This is a genomic window from Pseudomonas sp. E1BtOHC1 (assembly GCF_058744285.1).
In genome coordinates this window covers 2,544,244-2,566,996 of sequence record NZ_CP196023.1, presented here as the reverse complement: position 1 = coordinate 2,566,996, position 22,753 = coordinate 2,544,244, and the positions used below count along the sequence as shown (strand labels likewise).

The 22,753-nt window shown below is 58.4% G+C and carries 18 protein-coding genes and 2 pseudogenes; 5 read left to right on the top strand and 15 right to left on the bottom strand.

The window, feature by feature from the left end:
* Positions 1 to 140: 140 nt before the first annotated feature.
* Complete coding sequence (locus ACSSVC_RS11780; RefSeq protein ID WP_060838083.1) at positions 141 to 977, bottom strand: CvfB family protein; 837 nt, start codon at positions 975 to 977, stop codon at positions 141 to 143.
* A 353-nt stretch (positions 978 to 1,330) separates the two neighbouring features.
* Between ACSSVC_RS11780 and ACSSVC_RS11775 the strand changes: the two genes are divergently transcribed.
* Complete coding sequence (locus ACSSVC_RS11775; protein ID WP_016962619.1) at positions 1,331 to 1,519, top strand: PFL_1563 family small protein; 189 nt, start codon at positions 1,331 to 1,333, stop codon at positions 1,517 to 1,519.
* 255 nt (positions 1,520 to 1,774) lie between these two features.
* On the top strand, positions 1,775 to 2,644 hold the full coding sequence (locus ACSSVC_RS11770) for a DUF6279 family lipoprotein (RefSeq protein ID WP_492612317.1): 870 nt from the start codon (positions 1,775 to 1,777) through the stop codon (positions 2,642 to 2,644).
* Between the two features lie 10 nt (positions 2,645 to 2,654).
* Here the strand turns inward: ACSSVC_RS11770 and ACSSVC_RS11765 are convergent, their stop codons facing one another.
* Positions 2,655 to 3,047: a transcriptional regulator gene (locus ACSSVC_RS11765; RefSeq protein ID WP_346632052.1), complete on the bottom strand. Its 393-nt coding sequence runs from the start codon at positions 3,045 to 3,047 to the stop codon at positions 2,655 to 2,657.
* 195 nt (positions 3,048 to 3,242) lie between these two features.
* Between ACSSVC_RS11765 and ACSSVC_RS11760 the strand changes: the two genes are divergently transcribed.
* Together ACSSVC_RS11760 and ACSSVC_RS11755 are read left to right on the top strand one after the other, a co-directional pair.
* Positions 3,243 to 3,989 carry a DUF899 domain-containing protein gene (locus tag ACSSVC_RS11760; protein ID WP_492612316.1) on the top strand — a complete coding sequence of 249 codons (747 nt, stop codon included), beginning with the start codon at positions 3,243 to 3,245 and terminating at the stop codon, positions 3,987 to 3,989.
* Between the two features lie 133 nt (positions 3,990 to 4,122).
* Positions 4,123 to 5,070, top strand: a complete 948-nt coding sequence (locus tag ACSSVC_RS11755) for an AraC family transcriptional regulator (protein WP_492612315.1) — start codon at positions 4,123 to 4,125, stop codon at positions 5,068 to 5,070.
* 79 nt (positions 5,071 to 5,149) lie between these two features.
* Here the strand turns inward: ACSSVC_RS11755 and ACSSVC_RS11750 are convergent, their stop codons facing one another.
* The 4 genes from ACSSVC_RS11750 to ACSSVC_RS11735 form a co-directional block, all read right to left on the bottom strand.
* Positions 5,150 to 6,466 (bottom strand): hypothetical protein, encoded by a 1,317-nt coding sequence (locus ACSSVC_RS11750; protein ID WP_492612314.1) that lies wholly within the window; start codon positions 6,464 to 6,466, stop codon positions 5,150 to 5,152.
* Complete coding sequence (locus ACSSVC_RS11745; protein WP_446438895.1) at positions 6,466 to 7,893, bottom strand: DUF6384 family protein; 1,428 nt, start codon at positions 7,891 to 7,893, stop codon at positions 6,466 to 6,468. Before ACSSVC_RS11745 ends, ACSSVC_RS11750 begins: the two co-directional genes overlap by 1 nt.
* 1 nt (position 7,894) lies before the next feature.
* Positions 7,895 to 9,022, bottom strand: a complete 1,128-nt coding sequence (locus ACSSVC_RS11740) for a merozoite surface protein 3b (protein ID WP_404939941.1) — start codon at positions 9,020 to 9,022, stop codon at positions 7,895 to 7,897.
* Positions 9,023 to 9,283: 261 nt separating this feature from the next.
* Positions 9,284 to 9,865, bottom strand: coding sequence for a hypothetical protein (locus ACSSVC_RS11735; protein WP_492612313.1), 582 nt, complete (start codon positions 9,863 to 9,865; stop codon positions 9,284 to 9,286).
* A 288-nt stretch (positions 9,866 to 10,153) separates the two neighbouring features.
* On the opposite strand from ACSSVC_RS11735, the gene ACSSVC_RS11730 reads away from it, so the two are divergent.
* Positions 10,154 to 10,426 carry a hypothetical protein gene (locus ACSSVC_RS11730; RefSeq protein ID WP_492612312.1) on the top strand — a complete coding sequence of 91 codons (273 nt, stop codon included), beginning with the start codon at positions 10,154 to 10,156 and terminating at the stop codon, positions 10,424 to 10,426.
* 30 nt (positions 10,427 to 10,456) lie between these two features.
* Here the strand turns inward: ACSSVC_RS11730 and ACSSVC_RS11725 are convergent, their stop codons facing one another.
* From ACSSVC_RS11725 to ACSSVC_RS11685, 9 genes and pseudogenes are all read right to left on the bottom strand, one after another.
* The gene (locus ACSSVC_RS11725) at positions 10,457 to 11,062 is read right to left on the bottom strand and encodes a hypothetical protein (RefSeq protein WP_492612311.1); all 606 of its coding nucleotides are present in this window, start codon (positions 11,060 to 11,062) and stop codon (positions 10,457 to 10,459) included.
* A 478-nt stretch (positions 11,063 to 11,540) separates the two neighbouring features.
* Positions 11,541 to 12,116, bottom strand: a complete 576-nt coding sequence (locus ACSSVC_RS11720; protein WP_492612310.1) for a hypothetical protein — start codon at positions 12,114 to 12,116, stop codon at positions 11,541 to 11,543.
* 19 nt (positions 12,117 to 12,135) lie between these two features.
* On the bottom strand, positions 12,136 to 12,438 hold the full coding sequence (locus tag ACSSVC_RS11715; RefSeq protein WP_492612309.1) for a hypothetical protein: 303 nt from the start codon (positions 12,436 to 12,438) through the stop codon (positions 12,136 to 12,138).
* A gap of 11 nt (positions 12,439 to 12,449) precedes the next feature.
* On the bottom strand, positions 12,450 to 13,043 hold the full coding sequence (locus ACSSVC_RS11710) for a hypothetical protein (RefSeq protein ID WP_492612308.1): 594 nt from the start codon (positions 13,041 to 13,043) through the stop codon (positions 12,450 to 12,452).
* A 75-nt stretch (positions 13,044 to 13,118) separates the two neighbouring features.
* Positions 13,119 to 13,799: a hemagglutinin repeat-containing protein gene (locus ACSSVC_RS11705; protein WP_492612307.1), complete on the bottom strand. Its 681-nt coding sequence runs from the start codon at positions 13,797 to 13,799 to the stop codon at positions 13,119 to 13,121.
* Between the two features lie 8 nt (positions 13,800 to 13,807).
* A pseudogene (locus tag ACSSVC_RS11700) lies at positions 13,808 to 13,954 on the bottom strand (DUF2846 domain-containing protein); the annotation flags it as partial.
* Between the two features lie 9 nt (positions 13,955 to 13,963).
* Positions 13,964 to 14,074, bottom strand: a pseudogene (locus ACSSVC_RS11695) (hypothetical protein); the annotation flags it as partial.
* A 131-nt stretch (positions 14,075 to 14,205) separates the two neighbouring features.
* The gene (locus ACSSVC_RS11690; RefSeq protein WP_492612306.1) at positions 14,206 to 14,463 is read right to left on the bottom strand and encodes a hypothetical protein; all 258 of its coding nucleotides are present in this window, start codon (positions 14,461 to 14,463) and stop codon (positions 14,206 to 14,208) included.
* 104 nt (positions 14,464 to 14,567) lie between these two features.
* Positions 14,568 to 22,748 carry a two-partner secretion domain-containing protein gene (locus ACSSVC_RS11685; RefSeq protein ID WP_492612305.1) on the bottom strand — a complete coding sequence of 2,727 codons (8,181 nt, stop codon included), beginning with the start codon at positions 22,746 to 22,748 and terminating at the stop codon, positions 14,568 to 14,570.
* Between the last annotated feature and the right edge of the window lie 5 nt (positions 22,749 to 22,753).

The window sequence follows — 22,753 nt, the reverse complement described above, 5'->3', positions numbered from 1 at the left end:
ACCCGCTGTGGAAAGGACAACGCCCCCAGGGACGCGGCCAGCCATCGTGCTGCAAGACGGGCCGCACCGGGAAAGACAAGTAACCCGAGACATAGAGAAGGTGGAGGTTTACACCCGTCCACCCCAGGGCGAAATGAGTATCAGCTTAGCTCGATACGATCCGCGTGAATGACAATCTGGCCCTGTTTATAGAGCGCGCCGATGGCCTTCTTGAAGTTGCCTTTGCTGACCCCGAACAAACTGCTGATCAATGCCGGATCGCTCTTGTCGCTGACCGCCAGAGAGCCATTGTTTTCCCGCAACTTGGCGAGGATCTTCGAGTTCAGGCTGGTGGCTGCTTCTTCACCCACCGGTTGCAGGCTCAGGCTGATCTTGCCATCGGCCCGTACTTCCTTGATGAAGCCTTTCTCTTGCATGCCGGAGCGCAGGAACTTGAACACTTCGTTCTTGTGAATCAGGCCCCAGTGCTTGTTGTTGATGATCGCCTTGAAGCCCATGTCGGTGGACTCGGCCACCAGCAGGTCGACTTCCTGGCCAACCTTGTAGTTGGCCGGAGTCTTGTCCAGGTAGCGGTCCAGGCGGGCCGTGGCGGTGATACGACGGGTGTGCTTGTCCAGGTAGACATGCACCACGCAGTATTCGCCAGCATTCATCTGGCGCTTTTCTTCGGAGTAGGGCAGCAACAGGTCCTTGGGCAATCCCCAATCCAGGAATACCCCGATACTGTTAACTTCGACGACTTTAAGGCTGGCAAACTCACCAACTTGAACTTTCGGCTTTTCGGTAGTTGCGATTAACTTGTCGGCACTGTCCAGATAAACAAAAACATTCAACCAGTCTTCATCTTCACTGGGAATGTCCTTGGGAATATAACGATTGGGCAGCAATATCTCGCCGTCCGCCCCTCCGTCCAGATACAAACCAAAGTTAGTGTGTTTAACCACTTGCAAACTGTTGTAGCGCCCGACTAAAGCCATTTCCAATACCCTCATTGCGTGGGCGGCATTCTACCTGTTTTCCAGGCACAGGTTGGCGCTCCTGAGTCCCGGACCAGAAAAATCCGTGAAGAGCCTTGGTTTTTCTAGCTTCACTGGCGATCAAGCGGCCATTCGTCAGGCAAACAGCGACCTACCGGGTAGGGGCAAACAGCCACCAGCCGGCATTTTCAGAAGCTGGTCTTTATTTAAAACAGCCACTTAGGAAGATGTCAGCGAGATCAACTTAGGAAAAAAGCCAAAAAAGCGACCTTCTGTTTCAGAGGATATTTACCAAGCAATTGTCAAGTATTTCTGATAAGATGCCTGGCCAAATTAATTTTCCAAAAGGTTAAATGGCCGCCATGCGAGTAAAAGCCTCCAACAGCAAAGCAAAACCAGCTCCCGCCGTTGAAACCAGCGAATCGATCAACGAACAAATCGCGGCCTTCCTGAAATCGGGCGGCGAAATCCAGCAAATTGCCAAAGGCGTCAGCGGCCAGACTTTCGGCCCATCCAAGCAGATCAGCCTCGGCAAGAAGTAATTCCCCCGCATTATCCTGGTCCCTTAGCGCTTTGCCCTCAAAGCGCTAGGACTGGCACCCTTCTTCCCTCCCCCTAGTACTAAAAGTCGACCAACGGCCCTTATCCGCTGTCCCTGGCCGCTATCCTTGCCGCTCTCTGGATCAATGGTTTCAGCCAACTCCCTGTTCATCACTGCCGACCTTCCACCCAGCGGCTGAACTGCCGGGGGCCTTCCGGGTTCAGATGCAGGAACCCGCACTCGCAAGGACTCGAATATGGCGCGCCGGTGGCCCCTGCTTATCCTGTTACTGATCCTCAGCCTGCTGCTAGGCGCCTGCAGCCGAGTCGGCCTGGCCTATCGCAACCTGGATGTGATCATCCCCTGGACCCTCAACGACTACCTGGACATGAACAGCGAGCAGAAAAGCTGGTTCAACCAGCGTCTGCAGCAGCACCTGAGTTGGCATTGCAGCACCCAGTTACCCGGTTATCTGGACTGGCTCGATCGCCTGCAACTGATGGTGCAGAACAATCAGGTCAGTGATCAGGACCTGCTGGCACGAACCCGGGAAGCCAAGCAGGCCATCGCCGAGACTGCACGGCAGATCACCCCTTCCGCTGTGGAACTGCTCCAGGGCCTGGACGACGGGCAAGTCAAAGAGATGAACAATGCCTTCGCCAAGGACCAGCAGGAACACCGGGAGCAATACCTCACGCCATCACTGGCGCAGCAGATCCAACAGCGCAGTCAGCGCATGAGCAAGCGCCTGAATGCCTGGCTCGGCCCCCTGAACCCCAGCCAACAACAACGAATAGAGCAATGGTCCGCCTCCCTGGGAGAGCAGAACCAGCAGTGGATCGCCAACCGCGTTCACTGGCAGGCGCAATTCAGCGCCGCGGTGGCGCAACGCCAAGACAGCGATTTCCCACAGCGCATCGAGCAGTTGCTGGTCAACCGCGAGAGTTTATGGACAGACGACTACCGCCAGGCCTACGCCCACACCGAACAGGCCGCACGCAGCCTGTTGGTGGACTTGATGGCCGCCAGCAGCCAGGACCAACGCCAACGCCTGCTGAAGAAAATCGACGGCGTACGCAAGGACTTCACCGCCCTGAAATGCCTGCAGAACGCCCGCCAGGGCTAGCGGCGCGAAACTAGGCGATCTGCGCCCTGGAGGCCACCTCGTCAAAGGTATCCGGATCCAGGGCATCAGCCTGTTCATCCAGCACCTGACGCGGGTGATCGTTGCCCGGAATACTGCTGTCGATCAGACACAGCAGGCTTGAGCCGCGGGGCGTCAGTACAAAGTTCTCGCCGTTGCCGCCCTCTTCCTCGGGCCTGGTTTCTATAAAACCCCGGTCCAGCAACAACTTTTCGTACTGGGTGGCGGTGACTTTCAGCTCATCCAGATTGCCGGTGGGCTCACCTTCCGCCTCCTTGGCCGCCGCATGCTGCTCGGCGTAGGGGCGAGGCGTGAAACTGTGGCCGGCGCCGTTCTGCACTTCGTGCAGCAGTCGTTCAATCAGATCCCAGTTATAAGTGGTCATTGCGGTTCAACCTCGAGACATGAGAATGAAAGGCCTTTCATAGGTTGTGACCGACCGGGTTTTCAGCCGTTCAGGAAATACGCCGCGCCAGCCAGACCCCTGATCGGAAAACCGCTGGGCAGCTTGTCGATCCCGCCCTGCGCCAAACGACTAGCGTGTGTAAGACCCATGCCCCCTGCCTTGAGGAGAAACGCCATGAGCACTACCGATCACCCCGTGGTCTCCCGGGAACAATGGCTGCGCGCACGCAAACAGCACCTGATCCATGAAAAGGCCTTTACCCGCCAGCGCGACCAGCTCAGTGCCGAGCGACGGGCGCTGCCCTGGGTCAAGATCGACAAGCCCTACCACTTTCAAGGCCCCGACGGGCCACTGAGCCTGGCGCAACTGTTCGGCGAGCGTAGCCAGTTGCTGGTCTACCACTTCATGTTCGGCGCCGGCTGGGAAGAAGGCTGCAAGGGCTGCTCCTTCCTTGCGGACCACTTCGACGGCGCCAACCAGCACCTGGCCCATCACGACGTGAGCCTGGTGGCTGTCTCCCACGCGCCCTATGCCCAATTCCAGAACTTCCGTCGACGCATGGGCTGGCGCTTCGACTGGTACTCCAGTGCCGGTGACGACTTCAACCAGGACTTCGGTGTCAGCCTCAGCGCCCAGCAACTGGCCGCAGGCACGGCGACCTACAACTATGAACAGGCCAGTGGCGATGAGGCCGAGTTGCCCGGCTTGAGCCTGTTCTATCGCAATGACCAGGGTGAGATTTTTCACACCTACTCCACCTATGCCCGTGGGCTGGACCTGCTGGTGGGGGCCTATAACTTCCTCGACCTGACGCCCAAGGGGCGCAATGAAGAGCAGATCATGGACTGGGTTCGCCTCCATGACCGCTACGAACAGACGCCCGAAGGCAAGGGAAGCCAGCATTGCTGTGGTGGCGCTTGATATCCTGTTCGCCGGTAAGCCGTCTCCCACAGGACATGTGTAGGAGCCGGCTTGCCGGCGAATCGTAGCGACCGACAGTACAAATCTGCGGCAAACTGCGTGCCCCCCCTCTACAGCCAACTAATCTGCAAACATGAGCGCCGCCTACCACAGCCTCCATGAATACACCCTGCGCATGAACCGGGTGCTGGAGCACATCGACCAACACCTGGACCAGCCCCTGGAGCTGGCGGATCTGGCGCGGGTGGCGCATTTCTCGCCCTACCACTTCCACCGCCTGTTCAGTGCCTGGGTCGGCGAGCCCCTGGGGGCCTACCTGCGGCGTCGGCGCCTGGCCTGCGGTGCCTATCTGATGGCCAGCCGACCCGAAGCCTCGATCCTGGAAATCGCCCTGGATGTGGGCTTCGGCTCCGGCGAAGCCTTCTCCCGGGCCTTCAAGCAACACTTCTCGGTGTCCCCCAGCACCTGGCGCGACACCGAACCGAAACGCTGGCACCGTCGCCTCGACGACATCCGCGAACGCCGCCTGCGTGAATTGAGCAATCCTGATCAGACCCACATCCCGGCCTTCGACGATCCTGACGCCTTCATTCATCTGAAGGAAACCAGCATGAACGTCACCCTGCAGCAACTGCCCGCGACCCGCGTGGCCTACCTGCGCTACATCGGCGCCTACGGCCCGGGCATTGGCGTTTTCTGGCGCGAAACCGCCGCGCCGTGGATGCTCGAACACCAGCTGTTCAACCACGTGCGCTACGGCATCGGCCACGACGACCCGGACCTCACCCCCGCCGAGAAATGCCGCTACGACGCCTGCGTCGAAGTGCCCGAAGACTTCAAGGCCAGCGCCCCCGCCGTCGTCACCACCCTGCCCGGCGGCCTCTACGCCGTGGCCCACTACCGCGGCCTGGGCCCGGCTATCGCCGACGCCTGGATCGAACTGTGCCGCGACTGGCTGCCCAAGAGCGGCATGCAGTTCGACCCGCGCCCGGCGTTCGAGCGCTATCCGGCGGATGCGTATTACGACGTCAAGACGGGAGAGCTGGAGTGTGAGATCTGCATTCCGGTGAAGAAGCTGTAACGCAGCACCGTCGCCAGCCAGAAACGACACGGGGGAGCCCATGCTCCCCCGTGCCTTGCGCCTTGAACCCTGCCCTGTGCTAGAGACTGTCGCTGGTGGAGAAGCCGCCACTGTCACGGGAGCGGGTGCTGCTGGAGGAACTGCTGGGCGAGCTACTAGACGAGCTGCTGGAACTGCCCCACAGACTGCTGGAGCCTGATGATCCGGAGCTGCGGCTACTGCTTGCCTGGGCAGCCGACAGCGCACCCTTCATGAACCCGACCATCAGCGAGTCGACATTGCTGCGGCTCGAAGCGTTCTGGCTGGCCCGACCGGCCTCGCTGGCCAACAGGCTGCGCTCCAACTGCTTGGCGCGCTCGTACTCGTTCTGCGCCTCCTCGCACTGGCCTTGCAGAAACGGCACACGCACCCGCAACTCATCCAGCTCCGCACGCAGCTCACGCACCTTGCGTACCAGCGCATCGTCCTCCTTGCCGGCGGTTTGTGCCGCCAGGCGCTCCAGTTTGTGGTCGCTCATCTCGGCCAATTGTTCAGCCAGCAACGTCGACGCCTGGGCCAGGTACTCGTCACGTTTTGAGCTGTAGGCATCCAGGCTCGCATGTACCTCGTTGGCCTGGGCCTTGGCCACCTCCACCGCCTGCAAGGCCGCTTGCAAACGCTGCTGAAGCACAATGAAGTCACCGCCGGTGGAAGCCTCCTGATAGAGCTTCGACAGCTTGGCCTGCTGCGCGGTTTCTTCTTTCTCCAGGCGACTGGCGGCGCTTTCGTTGGCCTGCTGAATGGCCAACAGGGTCTGCTCGGTGCGCCAGTTTTCCGTGAAGTTGCACAGCCTGGCGGCCCAGCGGTCCAATTGCCGCCATGGCGTCCAGCGCGGATAACCCTCGGTGCCGAACTTGCGACCTTTGAGGTACGTGTACAACCGGTCCACCTGGAAACCCTGCAGCTTGGTCCGGCATTCATCACGCAGCTCCTCATAGGATTCGGATGCCGCCACCCGCGCCGCCTCGGCTTCGCGCAGTGCCTGCACCTGGCGCTGATAGGCCGGGTCATCGGCCAGTTGCCGATCGATGCCCGCCACCCGGGTCTGCAACTCTCCGGACACGCCCATCGCCGCCTGCAACTGCTGCGCTACCGCGGCCTCGGCCGTGGCCAGGCGCTCGCGCAATTGCGCTTCGCCCTGGTTGCGCTGGTCAAGCAAGCGCTTGACCTCGGCCGACTGCTGGCCGCCGCCCTTGAGCTGGTGACCGGCAATCCGCGCCAGGGCGTCGCTGATGTCCTGCTCCAGACGCAATTCCCGCTCATGGGCGTTGGACAACTCCTGCTGCAACTTGCGCAGTTCATACTCGTAGCGCCGGGAGTTTTCACTCAGGGTCGCCATCATGCTGTTCGCGCTCATCACCACTCCAGGATGTAGTCAGGCTTGGCGGTGGTCCGCCCTTTGAGGAACTTGAAGCTCAAGGAATTGGCATCCTTGCTGCCCAGGCGCCGGTTATCCACATGGCCGTCGGCCAGCTTGTCGTTCTTGACCTCCTGATAGGTGGCCTGATTGACCCGCACGCCGAAGACACTGGCGTAGCGCTTCTCACCGGTCTCGATACTGGTGATCGGCACCGGCAGCACATTGCCGGCCGCATCGGTGGCCTCGGTCAGCAGGTACCAGCTCTTGCCCCCGGTGGCGTCGAAGTTGCGCTCGACCATGGATTTCTCACCGGCACGGCTGACGATGTCCAGGGTCAAGGGCGTCTTGGCAAACGCCAGCAACTGCTCGATCTCCTTGAGCCCACCGGTGGTAGTCGCCACATCCAGGGCCTGGATCGCCTGCTCCACCTTGCTCAACAGCGGCTGGAACTGCGCCGCATCCGCCTGGCTCAAGTTCATCTGGCGCACGCTGGCCCGAGCCGCCTCAAGGGTGGCGAGGTAGTTGGGGTTCAGGCTTTGCTGGTCAGTCAGCCTGATGGCCTGCTCGACCTTGGCCATGGCTACCGCCACGCCCCTGGTGTCAGCATCATCCAAGGCCCCTTGAGCCTCTTTGGCCGCCGCCGCAACCTCGGGCACGACCTTGCTGGCCACGAGAAACTCGCGACTGGCGGTCAGGCTCTTGAGTTTCTGCGCTGCCGTCAGAAGGGTGTCGATGTCATCCAGTTGCGCCCGCACATCCTTGAGCGAGGTGATGCTTCTTCTCAAGTCGGTCTTGGCATTGGAGACCATCACACCGTCGTTGAAACTACGCTGCTCCTCAGGCACGGCAAACTGCGGCAACTTGATCGTGGTCTGCTGGCGAGCCGTTGCCAACCGAGCCTTGGCCTTGTCCAGCAAACGCCCCGCTGACGCCACCTGGGAATTGGCGACCGCAGGCTCCAGCTGAGCGATCTGCTCCTGCAACAAAAACACCTGCTGGGTGCGCGAGTGCGCCTCGTTCTGCAAGCTCACCAGATCGGCATAGGTGTAACGGCGCTGCTCCTTGAAATCGATGATCACGTGGGTCCAGGCATACAGCGAATAGAGGACGATAGGCGTCCAGATCGCCACCCATTTCAGCCAGTGGTTACGACGCAGGTAACCGTCTGCCAGACGTTGCTCCCACCAGCGCAGCGTCGGCGCTTCGTAAGTCAGGCGAGTGGCAAAGTACTTGCGCACCCCCTGCTCCACCAGGGCGTCCTCGACCTCGACGCCCTGGGCCTTGTAGAACTCGCGAATACGCTCGGCCACCGCCTTGCGGTGCTTGGGCAGGTCCAGGTGCTTCTGGATCTCGGTCTGGTTGTGGCGCAGCTCATCGATCAGCGCCATGGCGCCCATCTGTTCGCTGATAGAAACCCCGCTCACCTCACACCCCCTTCTGCAGGAGCGCGGTGAAGCGGCGCTTGCTGTCCTCGGTCACCGACTCAATCTCGGCGGCGGCCGATGCCGACTCCTTGCGCAGCTCCTGAATCAGGCTCAGGCTGCTGGCCTGGAACTCCACCACCGCATCGGCCAAGGCCTTCACCGAACTGGCCTTGAGGCTGGAACCGTAACCGGCCTTGAGCGCCGCATTGAGCTGATCGCCACCCACCCGCGCCTGCACTTCAAGGCTGGTGTTGATGCCATCGGTCATGGCGTTCAGGGTCTGGGTGGTTTCCGCCAGACCGCCGGAAGAAGTGAAACCCGCCGCCAGCCCGGTGAGCACAATCTCGTTGGTAGCGAAGAAACTCACCGCCCGCTGATACAGGCGCTCCTTCACCGCGTGGTACTGATTGAGCCGGGCGAACACCAGCTCCGCCGCGCCATAGGCGGCCTTCAACTGATCGGCGATGTCAGTGATGATCTGAAAGCGCTTGTCCTCGTCCTGCAGATTGCGCAGGGCCACGTCCCGCTCAAGCTCCAGCTTGGGCTGATCCGCCGCCGCCAGCCCTGCCACTTCCAGGGCGGCACTGGCATCAGCCAGGGCCTTGCGCCCGGCGTCCATCTGCGCCTGGGCGATTTTCTGCACCTCACAGGCATCCACCTCGGCCGACTTCATGGCCAGGCGGTAATCCTGGTACGCCTCGAGGATCAGGGTTTCCAGCTGGATCTGCTCATTGGCCGACTTGGCCACCGCCAGGTAATTCTCGCGGATGCTCTCGAAGCGATCCGGAATCGAGCCGCGGCGCATGTTCAACCACGCCAGCTGTATGCGCTCGGAGAACTGCAACTTGCCGTCGGCCATCCACTCCATCATCTGCTGGGCATCGTTGCGGATCGAATCGAAGCTGGTGGCGATATCCGCATAGCGGGTGCTGATATCCATGCCCTGCAACTTGTCACGCACCGCGGCGTTGAACACCGTGGCCTGCTGCAGGGTGGCAGCGATCTGAGTCACCCGCTCAACGTCGTACACCGCCACCTTGTCCAGCAGCGCCAGGACCGGCATCTCCTGCTTGGGAAAGGTGATACCGATGGAGCGCAAGGCCGACATGGAGCGTTCGAGGTAATTCATGAGCATGGGCATATTCCCGGGGTGGAGCCACGACGCCGAGGCTCCATCATCCATTGACAGGTGAATAGGCGAAGGGGGCTTCCACCCCCCACTTTAAAATCGGTTGCAGCGTTGCCGGCAGCTTCTACGCAACGGCCGGGATGACCCGGAGCCCCTCATCGAACGGGGCCCAATACATCCGTGGCAGATAGCCAGCAACCTGGCGTGCGCGAGCATAACACCCGAGTTGGACAGAGAGAATTCATCGCCGCCCGCCCCTCCTCAACGAGAAGGAATGGCCGTGATATCACGAACGATGAACTTCGGCAGAGCGCGAATGTAGAAGTTCTCCACATCCGAATTACCGCTGTTGGTGATCACCCCCAGCATGCTCTTCATATTGCGCAACTGGCCCATGGCCCCGGCAGGCTGCAAACCATTGCGTTCCTGGGCGAAATGCAACACCTCGGCGCCGTCGCGCTTGACCTGAACCTTGTAACCGAAATCGACACTGGCAAGGATCGTATTGTCATCGACGACCATCGACACCAGCCCACCCTTGGAGTCACTGAGGCGGCGCTTGTACACCGCATTCACATCCAGCAGGTAGTCGGCGCTGTCCTTGGTGGCGGCGTAGCGATTGGCATTGCCCAATTGCCGGATCAACTCCATGCCCAGTTGCTGACGCAGCTTGTCCTCGGGCAGAAAACGCTCGCTCTCGCCGACCAACTGCAGGTTGAAGGTATCGATCCAGTAAGTGGCGGTAGCGGGAATCTGCACCGGCTTGGGCGAGATGTAATAGTCCGGGGTGGAGGCACAACCGGCGAGCAGAACGAGGGTGAACAGCAGAGACAACAGACGCATGACGGATCTTCCTTGAGAAGGTTTTCAACAACGCACCGCCACCTGAAAACCACCGGCGGCATGGTGATAAGCGGCGGCATTGTAAGCCAGGAAAATCGCGGCAGACCGGCTCGAAAAGATACTCTCGGCAAATTAGGAATTGCCTTACGGCAGAAGCAGACGATCCAACAGGAATGGGGCTTTAAGGACAGGGGGAGCGCTGGATATAGTCGAGGGGTCGTTGAAAGGACGACCGGGTTTGGCGACCTGATTTACAGAGTCCTCAGTCAAACTAAAGAGGCTCAATAAATGACGCGTTATCAAGCTATAACCGGCCACGACTGCAACATTCCCTCACTGCTGATCGATACCCAAGCCCCCATAGACGTCCTGCACGATGCAGCGGCGTATCGCATTCGCGCCGTGACTCAACTGCTGGAGAACTTCGCGGTTTCTGATGACGCGCCCAAAGGCGCAGTGGTGCTACAGGAACTGGCGCTGGTGTGTAGCATTTTGCTGCGCGATGGCTGTGATTTGATGGATGTGGCGGGGCGCCGGATGCAGGGGCAGCTATCGGCATAGGCAGACAGGGGGCGGTACAACGCCGCCCCTTTAGCCTGAGTACAGAGTGGGGAGATATTCATTGATACGTTCGTTGTGCAGCAGCCGATCAACTGTAAAGTCCAACTGATCCGAAACAGCGATGCCTCTGCGCAATGGTTGAGGAAAATCCTCGATCGACGCGAAAACTGTCGGGAGCAGATATCTAAAGTAGTCACCCATCACCGTGTTGCCATCGTACCCTACTGGATAATCCTCACCCTCGTAGCTACCTTCAATAGCGTGATAGACAAAAACCCCCTTATTGACGGGCAAATTCGCTTCACTGTAATGACCCATTTTCGCCAGACTACTTTCAAGACCACCTACAATAGACTTTTTGCACAAACAACTTCGGTGACGACAAGCGGAATACAGGTCCAAGTCAAAACCGCCATTTTTCGGTATTGGATAATCACAAAACTCTTTTGACTCCTCCCACATATATTCATTCATCCGATCGAGCAGTGACTCAACCGCAGCAACCTTGAGCAAAGCCTTGGGCAAATCACCGAAGCAGTTGTTCACCATCACGGCAATCCGCCCACATTTATCCATTGCAAACCAAGTGAGCATTGAACCAAATCTAGGTTGCCAATTGAGATCTAGAACAGACATATTTCCTTCACCTATTGAAATTTAGAAATCGATGCATGCACCTACCAACATATATTGCGAGATAATTACTTCCTTCCACTCCAGCAAGGCGCCTGCAAAATCTTCAAGAGTCACATCTGAGAAATCCGTCTCATCATATAAAATCACCTCTAACAACAACCACATTTTTCGCGCAACCTCCCTCAATCCGCGCCAGAGTACAAACCTCTATATCAAATGACTCCTCCCCATCGTCACCCAATGGACCAATAATCGCTTAAAGGAGAGAACAAAAGCTCGCTGCCGATTCCGGCTTATAATTTCGCATATCGTAAACATCCAAATCATGAAGCCACTTTAATCCTGCAGATATAGTTTGATCCGCCATTTTCATATAGCCATCCAACTGCCATCTCTTTGTTTATTAAGCGTCGCACCTTTCCACCTCCTTCGCACATCTACGGACTTTCCCGAAGCCCCCTAGATATCAAAATCCGCGTTAAATTATCGAAACCTCCCCCAGCTCCACCGAATTAAACTGAGATTTCTCTAGCACTGAAAAATCATCAGAATTGGCATGCAATCCGTGAGACACGATAAAACTCCTGCCTCCTGACAAATTAAAACGCAAGCCAACTTCACTGGAGCGCTGGAGCTCCTTCGCATTCATCTGCCCGCGCTTAAGTATTGTCACATCAATTACACAACAACCAATAAGCTGCTTCCAAAAAACAGTGGAAAACAATCCAGACTCAGAAATAGCGAACAGTTCCTCGTCTCGACCCAATGAATTCGGATCTTGACTAGCGGCCCTCGCACCCTCATCCCAAACAATGACGCTATTCAGAGAGGGGTCACTCGAAAGACCAAGGATTATGCCTCCCTCAAAATAGATAGCTAAAGGTCCTGCCGTCAATGAAAATGCCAAACTATCCTCAATACCACATTGAGCGGCAACTTCCGAAGCTGGCCACCAGCTATATCTAACAAGCTTGACGACCTGTTTGCCTCTGAGACGTCGAAGAAACTCAACCTCCATAGACGGCACCATTAAATCCATATATTTATCGCTCATTAAAATGATCAATATCTAATTACTCCCCCTCCCCCCCCGCATAATTTTTCATATAGATATCCCTCAAGCCCTCAACCAACTCAAGAGCACTTTCAACATCATAAGCCTTATATCCACTTCTATTTATACATTCAAATGGATAAGCATCACCAGAACGCAAGGCACTTATAGCAAAATCAAAAGTCCTCAAATAATCATCATGAAACCCAGGATAACAAAAACTCAACGACGCCATATCTTCCGCAGCCTCTTCAAGCGTCTGCTGATTCACGGTAGCCGCAAACATATCAAGAAATCGCTCTTTCCACTCAAACTCAGCCATATTGACCTCCATCAAAACTCAGGATGCGCCGTATGAATCACATAACCACCTTTACCATCAGACTTAAGTACCAAATTAACATTAGGCATAGGTTTAACTATTTTAGAAACCGGACCACCCTTATTAAGGACTTCAAATCCGCGCCCCAAGTTCCCTAACCCTGGATCAGCAAGGAAAGGCCTAGTTACACCCGCAGGAGGTGAGGAAGCCAACCACAACCTCACTTCCTGACCCTTGATTAATAATGTTTTGGCTATGGCATCCTCCATTTGCGCCCGATCATTGAATGCTGTTCGCGAACCTATGCGATTGCTATTAATCAACTCATTTTTAACTCTATCTTTAAGGTATGCATCGCTAGCATCAGGCCCGTGCTTTTCTAATGGGTGAGTGGGGTTAGACAACTTTCCGTTTGGCTTAACCACTTGACTCCCCTCAGTAGATGCCAGCCCTCCTGGTTGAGACAACTCTGAGTGCGGCGGGTTTGCACCCACTCCATGGAGCGAGCAACTACCATTATTACAGCTATTATCCAGAGTGATGTCCTTGCCGCTCTCCAGCTTGGCAACCTGATACCTCTGGTCACCGTCGCTCTTGAGCGTCAAGTTGCCACCAGCACTGATTTCGCTGCCGATATGTGTGGTGCGGGTGACTTCGTCACGCTGGGTCTGCAGGTTGCCCTAGCCTCCCTTCTTCATGTCATACAGCGAATGCTCACTGTCCTGCTCCGCCAGCAGGTTCAGTTCGCCACCAGCCACCAGATAGGCTTCATCCCCGGCTTTGACCTTGCTGGAAATCAGGGTCATGTCCTGGCCGGACTTGAGCATCACATCCCCGCCCGCCGTCACCGTGGTGGCTTGTTGGTGGACGCGATCCTCTTCGCTCTTGGTGGTACCGGTCTTGCTGGCCCAGTGTTGTTCATTGGCGGCCGAGGCCAGGGTCAGGTGGTCCTTGGCCGTCATCGAGACGTCGCCCTTGGCGCCGATCTGGCTGGCAACAGCGGTGACGTTGCCTCCGGCCTCAATGCTCAGGTCGCCTCCGCTCTCCAGGGTGGCGCCGTGCTGGGTTTTGCTCTGGTCGAGGTTGCCGATGCCGCGGTCGTTGCTGACCACTTGCTCGACGGCGTTGAGGCTGACGTTGCGACCGGCCTTGAGGCGGGTGTCGCCACCGCTGTGCAGGACGCTGCCGTTGCTGTCGAAGTCCCGTTCGGCATCGATGCTCAGGCTGTTGCCGGCTTCGATACGGGCGGCGCTGTCGAGGAAATCGCGACGCTGCTCGCGGACGTAGTCTTCGCTGCTGCTTTGGTGGGTGGTCAGGGTGCGGTCGTTGATCACGTCGCCCTGGGTGGTGGTCAGGGTCACACAAAGGCTTACTTGCTTTCTTTGGCAATAGTGCCCTGACCTGCATCCTTGACTAGATAACGCCCCTCCACATCACTTAACACCTTCAAGCTGTTGCGAGCCATCATCACGCCAACTTTCACTTCTTACTTGATGTAGATAAACTTGCCTGCCTTATCAGGAAAATAACAATACGCCTCATTAATCACAAACCCACACTTATTAATTATTTCCTCTACACCATCCAACAAGCATCCTGATAGATTCAGAGAGTTGAAAAAGCTTTCAACATCCACTCAATATCAATATCACAGCCTATTTCATCAAAAACATACTCACCCATCACCTTACAAACTGAATAACCTACTTCACCACCAAAAACCTGCACCAACTCCAAACCAAAAAACGAAACCCAAACAACACTTAATTAACCCCATTTAAACTCAGGACTAACAACACAACAAAGCCCAGCAGAAAGAAGAATATTTTTAACTCGCAATACATCCACAGCCTGCCCGACAAATACTAAAGAAGAATCTTTCTTTAGAATTTCCCTAGACATTATAAAATTACAGCCCACCACCTCAGATACTGCTTTTATGTGATCTTTATTCTTATAGTCACCACCACACCGAACCTCATATTTTGCTTCATCAATTTTAATACCTGAAATATTTGTCGTCACTACAGACCAGCCGCACTCAGGGCATCTTAGCCCTTTAGTGCTATTCTCGTTGAAGATTTCCAGCCCCCCTCCACATCGCTCACATAACATAGAATCGAACCTCTTCATTCTGGCTTAACAGGAGTAAATATTTTAAACGTTCCTAGATTCGATAGATCAGGCAAATTCTGATTCAACGAAGACCTCGGAGCAACTACCATTTTACCGTCACCATAAGCCCAAACCAAATTAGTCGGTGCCTTCACCGCCACCCCCATTTTGTTTGCCAAATTCTGAGCGAATCCAGCGTCACAAGCTCCCGTATCACACGACAACAATCGAATTGGTTGACCATTATAATTAGGATTATTTTCGATAAGCTTTGAAACTACTCTTTGATCAGCCATAACCGTGCCATTAGGTGTAACAATTTCTATTTTCTGTTTACTTCCATGAGCTACCACATCAAAAAAGCCGTCAGCATCAATATCAGATCTCTTAGAAGCATTTTTGAAGAACTGATCAGCGTCACCCATAAAATTAATTGGTCCGGGAGTCACCTTACCTGTTGAGACACCTATCTCTTTTGCAGCGTTGGCACCAGCTTGCTCCTTAAGTAAAACAGAAGCTCCCGTCCCATTCGCGAGCTTAGCCGCGCCCTTGAAGAGGACAATCTCAAGCGCCGCCCTAGCCGCAGCAGTCCCATAGTCGCGCATCGGGCTGACATCGCCAGGATAGTTCTCTGAGCTAAACGAATTGAGGACTTTACTGCCTTGAGTGTATTCGTACGGAGCAAACAACTGGCCCGTCGCCTGCCATCCATCATGGAACGAGAGCGTACCCCCCAATGCAGAGAAAGTAGGCAGTGCGCAACCTAAACCCGTGACGCAGGCCGGAGTAGTCAATATCGCACCGCCGAATCCGGCAGCTGCACCAACCGCTCCCAAGACTGCTCGGCTAGCATTACCTGAGCGACTAAGCTCTTTGTCGTTTCTTAGAAGTTCATCATTCGCCTTGTCCCATGCTCCATACTCATCAAAAGCTCCGGTGCCCATGAGCTTGGCTTGCGCATCCTTGAAGTTACGCCCATCCGCCTCAAGCTGTGCAACGGCGTTATACAAGGGATCATCAGGAGGAACCGAAGACAAGCAGTTTACCAAGGCACAGGCAGCGGCCCGAAGCTGGTAGGCATTCTCTGGGTCTTCGCGCTGTAGTTCCTCAAGGGCAAGGGTTTCTTTCTGGTGCAGTTGGCGATTGTATTCATCGGCCATCTGCGCAACCCATGAAGCCTTGTTGACATCACCTCCAGCAGCACCCGCTACCGCCAATCCAACAATTTGTGAGAATCCCTGCCTCAAAGCAGGCTGCTGATCAAAGATGTCATTCAACACTTGCGCCATGGCCTGACTGGCGCCAGCGGCGATAGCTCCTGTCTTGAAGTCACCTCCTGTAGCACTAGACACCGCGCCACCAAACAAGGCATGCATCGCGACTCTGGCTGCGCCCCCCTCAGCCCACATAGCCATCCCCGTTGTATCACCAGCATTCTTTGCAGCTTGCCAATGCTCTTGCGCATACCCCCCAACGAAGTTAAACGCAGTAGCGGCGACTACGTTTCCAGCTTGAGAAACCAGGCTTGCATTCAGGTTCTGAGTAAAACTACCTCCATCAATGGCGGTTTTAATCGCCCCTGCTGCCACCCCCTGAGCTCCCGCATGTGCTGCGAAACCACCAATACCCTCCAGTGTTCTGAGATCAAATCCTTTGGTGAGACCATTAAAGGGTTTGGTTTGTCCCCCTAGCTGAGGATCTATAACTCCCGTGGTGAATCCAGCGGTCAGGCTCGATATTGCAGCGCCTTTCAAGCTGTCACTGCTGAAAGTTTCCTTGAACGCTGCGCCAAGATTGCCCTTGTTGTTGATGACACTGACAGCCCCGGTGCTGGCCATTGAAGTCAGGCCGGCCGTAACCATGGCGTTGCCCCAACCGGCAGCAACAAAGGTGCCTGCAGAAGCCCCAACGGTGGAAACCCCGCCAGCCGCCATAACGGTGCCACTACCTGCAGAACCGGCACCCGCAAATGCCGTACCCACCGCGCCACTCGCCGCGCCTGCGGTCAAAACGGTCACGATGATAATGATGGCCAGCATCGCCCCTTGGCCAAGCCCGGAATGGCTGTATTTGTAACTGTCATGGACCTCTTTCACCCTGCGCCAGTCCACATCGCCGCGCTTCTCGGCCTCCTTGAGCCAGGCCAGTTGCGGATCGGCTTGCACCATGGCGTCGATGGTCTGACTGATGGACTTTTGGTCGATTTGCTTGAGGTCGATCTTCAAACCATCGGTGGCTTTGATGATCAATTCGCCCTTAGCCACCAACTGACTCTGACGCAAAGTCTCATCGGTGTTGCCCTTACCCTTGGCACTGGTCCAGGCGAGGCTGTTACTGCTCTTCTCATGACTCTCCTGATGCAGGTCCTTCACCCCTTCAAAGGTGATAGCGCCACCACTCTCCAAGGTCAGGTCCTTGCCACTCTCCAGCTTGGCGACCTGATACCTCTGGTCACCATCGCTCTTGAGCGTCAGGTTGCCACCAGCGCTGATCTCACTGCCAACATGGGTAACCCGGGTGACTTCATCGCGCTTGGTTTCCTTGCTGCCCCAGCCCCCCTTCTTCTTCATGTCATACAGCGAGTACTCACTGTCCTGCTCCGCCAGCAGGTTCAACTGACCACCAGCCACCAGATAGGCTTCATCCCCGGCTTTGACCCGGCTGGAAATCAGGGTCATGTCCTGGCCAGACTTGAGCATCACATCCCCGCCCGCCGTCACCGTGGTGGCTTGTTGGTGGACGCGATCCTCTTCGCTCTTGGTGGTACCGGTCTTGCTGGCCCAGTGTTGTTCATTGGCGGCCGAGGCCAGGGTTAGGTTGTCCTTGGCCGTCATCGAGACGTCGCCCTTGGCGTCGATCTGGCTGGCGACGGCGGTGACGTTGCCTCCGGCCTCAATACTCAGGTTCCCACCGCTCTCCAGGATGGCGCCGTGCTGGGTTTTGCTCTGGTCGAGGTTGCCGATGCCGCGGTCGTTGCTGACCACTTGTTCGACGGCGTTGAGGCTGACGTTGCGACCGGCCTTGATGCGGGTGTCGCCACCGCTGTGCAGGACGCTGCCGTTGCTGTCGAAGTCCCGTTCGGCATCGATGCTCAGGCTGTTGCCGGCTTCGATACGGGCGGCGCTGTCGAGGAAGTCGCGGCGCTGCTCGCGGACGTAGTCTTCGCTGCTGCTCTGGTGGGTGGTCAGGGTGCGGTCGTTGATCACGTCGCCCTGGGTGGTGGTCAGGGTCACATCACGCCCAGCGATGATGCCGCCGGCGCGGTTGACCAGATGGTTGCCCGCCAGCAGATCCTGGCGATTGCCCGCCTCCGCCAACCCACTATTGACCAGGTTCTGCCCCGCCACCGCCGACAGGTCATTGGCCGCGCGCAGGGTGCCGACGTTGTTCAAGTCCTTGCCGGCAATCAGGCTCACGTCCTTGCCCGCGATCAGCGCGCCGTTGGGCGCCAGGCGGTTGTTGGCCTGGGCCAGGTACAGCACTGGCACCAGCACCTGTTCGCCGTTCACTTCATGGCTTTCCAGCCAGACGATGTCGTGGGTCAGGGCGGCGACTTGTTCGGAGGTCAGGGTCACGCCCACCGACAGGTCAAGCTGTTGCTTGCTCTGGAGGGCGTTGTCCATCAGGTGCTTGAAGAGCTTTTCGTTGCTGTCCTGGCCGTCGATAAAGCGCTGGCCGGTGCGGGCCACCATGGCTTGCTGGATGAGTTTCTGTTCGTAGAAACCGTCCCCCAGGCGCTTGGCGCTTTGGTCCGGGTTGTAGCCGAGGTGGGACAGCAGGTAGTCCGAGCTCATGAACTGCTTGAGGTTGGTCAGCGCCGGGTTGGTTTCGATCAGGTACTTGTGCGGCCGGGACAGGCTTGCGGCGTCCGGTAGGCCGGCGATCTGCGCAGGGGTTGGGGCCTGGGCCAAGGTGCTGCCCTGGCCGCTGAGGCGGAACAGGCCGTTGCCGCTGGTGGGCAGGGTGAAGCCCGGCAGTATCAGGGGGTTGACCTGTTGCTGGGCCAGTTCCGGGGGCAGTTGCGGGTTGATCCGGATCGGCGTCGAGTAGCCGTTGCCAACGCCGGTGTCGGTCAGGGTCTTGCCGGCGCCGACGTACTCGTAGAAGGAGCGGATCACGCTGTTGTCGAGGGTTTTGTCAGCCTTGAGGTTGACCTTGCCACCGGCCTGGAGGGTGGCGGCGAAGGATTGGTCGCCGTCCACCACTTTGCTGCTGGAGCCCAGCATCACCCCGGTCCAGCCGATAAAGCCGCTGAGGTCGGAGGCAAAGCTGGCCGAGGGCGTCGGGTTGTTGCGGGCGTTGAACGCGGCGGCATGGGCGGCGGCGTTGCCGGTTTCGTTGACGAAGCTCCAGTAGCGCCGCAGGGTGGTGATTTCCTGGGGTTGCAGGCCCTGGTTGTGGACGGTCTCGGCCTGGATGTTGAGGTCGCCGGCCGCGGTGATCAGGCTGCTGGTGTTGGTCAGGGTCTGGGTGTCGATCTGCAAGTCGGCGCCGCTGTTGAGGCTGGCGGCGGCGCTGCTGTTGGTCACACGCAAGCGGTCGGTCTCGGCCACTTCCCACAGGCCATTGATGCGACCGCCCCCGCGATCGTCGCAGCCGGCGCCGGGAATCAGGGTGCAGGACAAGCGGGTGATACTGGCCGCACTCTTTTCGTGCTCGGTGTACTGCAGCACGTCCATGACGTTGTTGACAGTAGTGGCGGCGATGCTCAGCTTGCCGAGGCTTTCGATATCCCCGGAACGGTTGTCCAGCAGGTCGGCGCGGGTTTGCTGGTCGTCCTTGGCGATCAGCGCGGTGCCCAGGCTGTACACCTGGGCGTAGCGGTTGGTGAAGCTGGTGGTTAGCAGCTGCATATTGCCGCCGCTGGAGATCAGGCCGTGGTCGTTGACCAGGGTGGCGGCGTTGAGGTTCAGGTCTTCGCCGCTGCCCAGGGTGCCAAGGTTGTGGATGCTGGCGGCGTTCAGTTGCAGTTTCTGGCTGGCGGTGATGCGCCCGGCGCTGTTCAGCGCGCCGTCGACCTTCAGGGTGCTGTTGGCGCCGCCGGCGATGCTGGCGCTGTCCGCCAGATCCAGTTGGGCGGCATGCAGGTCCAGTTGACCAATGCTGCTCAGGCGGCCCTTGCCGCTGTAGTTGCCGCTCAGGTCGAGGTTGAGCGCGGCGTCACTGCCGATCAGGCCGTCGTTGCTCCAGTGGCTGCCGCTGCCGGTCAGGCCGTTGCCCGCCAGGAGCTGGCCATCGGCGGTCTGGGTCAGGTGGTCGACCTTGACCAGCAACTGGTCGGCCTGGATTGCACTGCTGTTGGTCCAGCGCTCGGCTTCCAGGGTCAGTTGGCCGGCGGTCTTCAGGCGGCCGCCGACGTCTTCGAGGTTGGCCATGGAGATGCCGAACATGCCGCTGCCGCTGTGCAGCAGGCTGCCGCCGCGGTTGTTGAAGCCGCCGGCGTCGAAGGCCAGGTCGTGGTTGGCGGTTTCCAGGAAGCCGTCGCGGTTGTCGAAAGTGCCGCCGATATCGAAGCGGGTTTTGCTCGCCAGACCCAGGGCCCGCAGTTGCCCGCGCTGGTTGTCCAGGCTGGCGGCGGCGGTGGCCAGGGTGCTGCGGCTTTCGATCAGGCCCTGGCGGTTGTCCAGGGCGCCAGCCAGTTCCAGCTCGATCTGCCGGGCGCTGATCTGGCCGGCGCTGTTGTCCAGGTCCTTGGCGCTGATGTGCAGCGCCTGCTGGGCGAAGAGTGCGCCGTCGCGGTTGTCGAGGCGGCCATCGGCGGCGGTTTCCAGAGTGGCGCCGCCGTTGAGGGCCGAGACCTTGCCCGCGCGGTTGTCGAGGTGGGCCGCCTTGAGCGTCAGGTCGCCCTGCTGGGCAATCACTTGCCCGCCTTGGTTGCCGGCGGCGGCCGCCACATCGAGGCCCAGGTTGGTCTTGGCCTGCAGGAGGCCCTTGGCGTTGTCCAGACGCTCGGCATTGAGTTGCAGGTCGGCTTCGCGACTGAGAATCTCGCCGCCGTCGCTGTTCTGTACTTCGCCACTGGCGCTGATCAACACTGAATCATTGGCCGCGACCCGGCCCTTCTGGCGGTTGTCCAAGTGTTCGGTGAACAGCCGCAGCCACTGCTGGCTGGAGAGTTCGCCGCCCTGGTTCTCAACCTTAGTGCTGCGCTTGAGCAGCAAGGGGCCGGCGGCAGACAGCGTGCCCTGGTTGTTGATCAAGTGTCCCAGCAGGTCGAGGGTGACGCCCTGCTTGCCGGTGAAGGTGCCGTGGCTGTTGTCCAGGTCACCACCAATGAATTCCAGGTCGCCGCTGGCGTTGACTGTGCCGCCCTGGTTGCCCAGGGCCATGGCCTGCAGGGTCAGGGTGGTGGCGCTGTCGAGGGAACCGTCCTGGCTGTTGTCCAGCCGCTCGCTGAGTTTGAGGCTCTGTGCACCCGCGCTGGAGATCATGCCCTTGAGGCTGTTGTCGAGGCTGGCGGCCTTGACGTCCAGGGCCTGCTGGCTGACCAGGCCACCGCCCTGGCTGTTGTTCAAGGCGTTGCTGAGGGTGATGTCGACACCGCCCTTGAGGCTGGAGACGGTGCCTTTGTTGCTGTTGTTCAGGCCGATGCCCTTGAGGGTCAGGCCCTGCCAGCCCGACAGCAGCCCGCCCTGGTTGTCCAGCTCAGCGCTGCCGGTGATGGTCAGGGTCTGTTGCGCCAGTACCACGCCGGTGAGGTTGTCCATGCCGGCCAGCACCAGGGTGCTGCTGCCCTGGCTCGACAGCTCGCCGCCGCTGTTGCCCAAGTGGCCCAGGGTGGCATTGAGGGACTGCTGGCTCTTGATCAGACCGCCCTGGCCGTTGCGCACCTGATCGGCATTGAGTTGCAGGCGCTCGGCGCTCAGCAGCTTGCCCTGATGGCTGTTATCCAGAGTCCCAGCGCTGACCGTTACCTGGCGCTGCCCACTCAGGGTGCCGCCCTGGTTGTCCAGGGTCTGGGTGGTCGTGACCGTCAGATCACGGCTGGCCACCACGCTCTTGCCAGTGTTGTTCAGGTTTTTCGCCGTCAGCGTGACATCGCCGTTTACGTTACGGCTGTTGTCGGCATTGACCCCGGCTTCGATGATGCCGTGGTTGTTCAGTTGCCCGCCGCTGCCCAGATTGATGCTGTTGGCCGCCGCCAGGGTGCTGTGGTTGTTCAGGTCGTCTTGAGTTTGCACCTTGAGATCGGTGCCGGCGTAGACCGCGCCCTGAGCATCGAGGCTTTGCGCCTTGATCGCCACCGCGCCCTTCTCGGCAGTGGCTTCGGCCATGCGTAACTGGCCATTGGCATCCAGTTGGATATCACCGCCACTGGCGATCAGCTTGCCGTCGAGTTTCACCCCGACCCCGGCTTCAGTGCCCACCAGCTTAATGGCCCCGGCGTACATGCCGCCCAGGGCAGATGAGTCGATCGCCAGTTGCGGCGCATCCGCTGGGTTGGCGGAGCGGGCTGTGGCATTGAGGGTCTTGGCATCGACATCGTTGGCCCCGGCGATCACCGCCAGGTGCTTGGCCTGGATCTCGGCGTTGATTTTCGCGCTACGGGTGATGATTTCGAACTGGTCGATATTGCTCGCATTGAGCCCCGCGCCTTCAATGGCGACGCTGCCTTGATCCACCTGGTAACGCTGGAGCTGGCCGTTCTCGATCACCGGTTTGCCGGTGGTCAGGGTGGCTTTCGGGGTGTTGATAAAGCCGCAGCCGTTGCAGCTCACGCCGTAGGGGTTGGCAACGATGACATGGGCCGATTGCCCGGCCACTTCGGTGTAGCCCTTGAGCTGGCTGGGGCTGCCGCCGTTGACCTCGTTGAGGATGACATTGGCCGCGCGGCCACCCAAATTGGGGTTGCCGAGGATGATCCCGCCGAGTTGGGTTTCCTGGGTGCGGTTGATGGCGTTGTTGAGGATCACGCCCTGCTGGCCGACGTTGTAGTCGCTGAACTGGTTATGGGACAAGCCACCGCCATTGGGGGCGGCGATGTTGACGATGGGCACGCCATTGCCGGCCTGACCGAGACTGGTGCCGCTGCCGTTGACCACGATGCCGTCGGCCATCGCCACCACGGGCTGCCAGAACATCATGTTGGCCAGGATGAACGCCAGTCCGCGTTTGGACAGCCCCCAGAACGTATCCCGCGCTTGCAGGGTGGCGGAAGGCTGGCGGGCCAGAAAGGCAAACTGACGAGCGTCCATGTCAT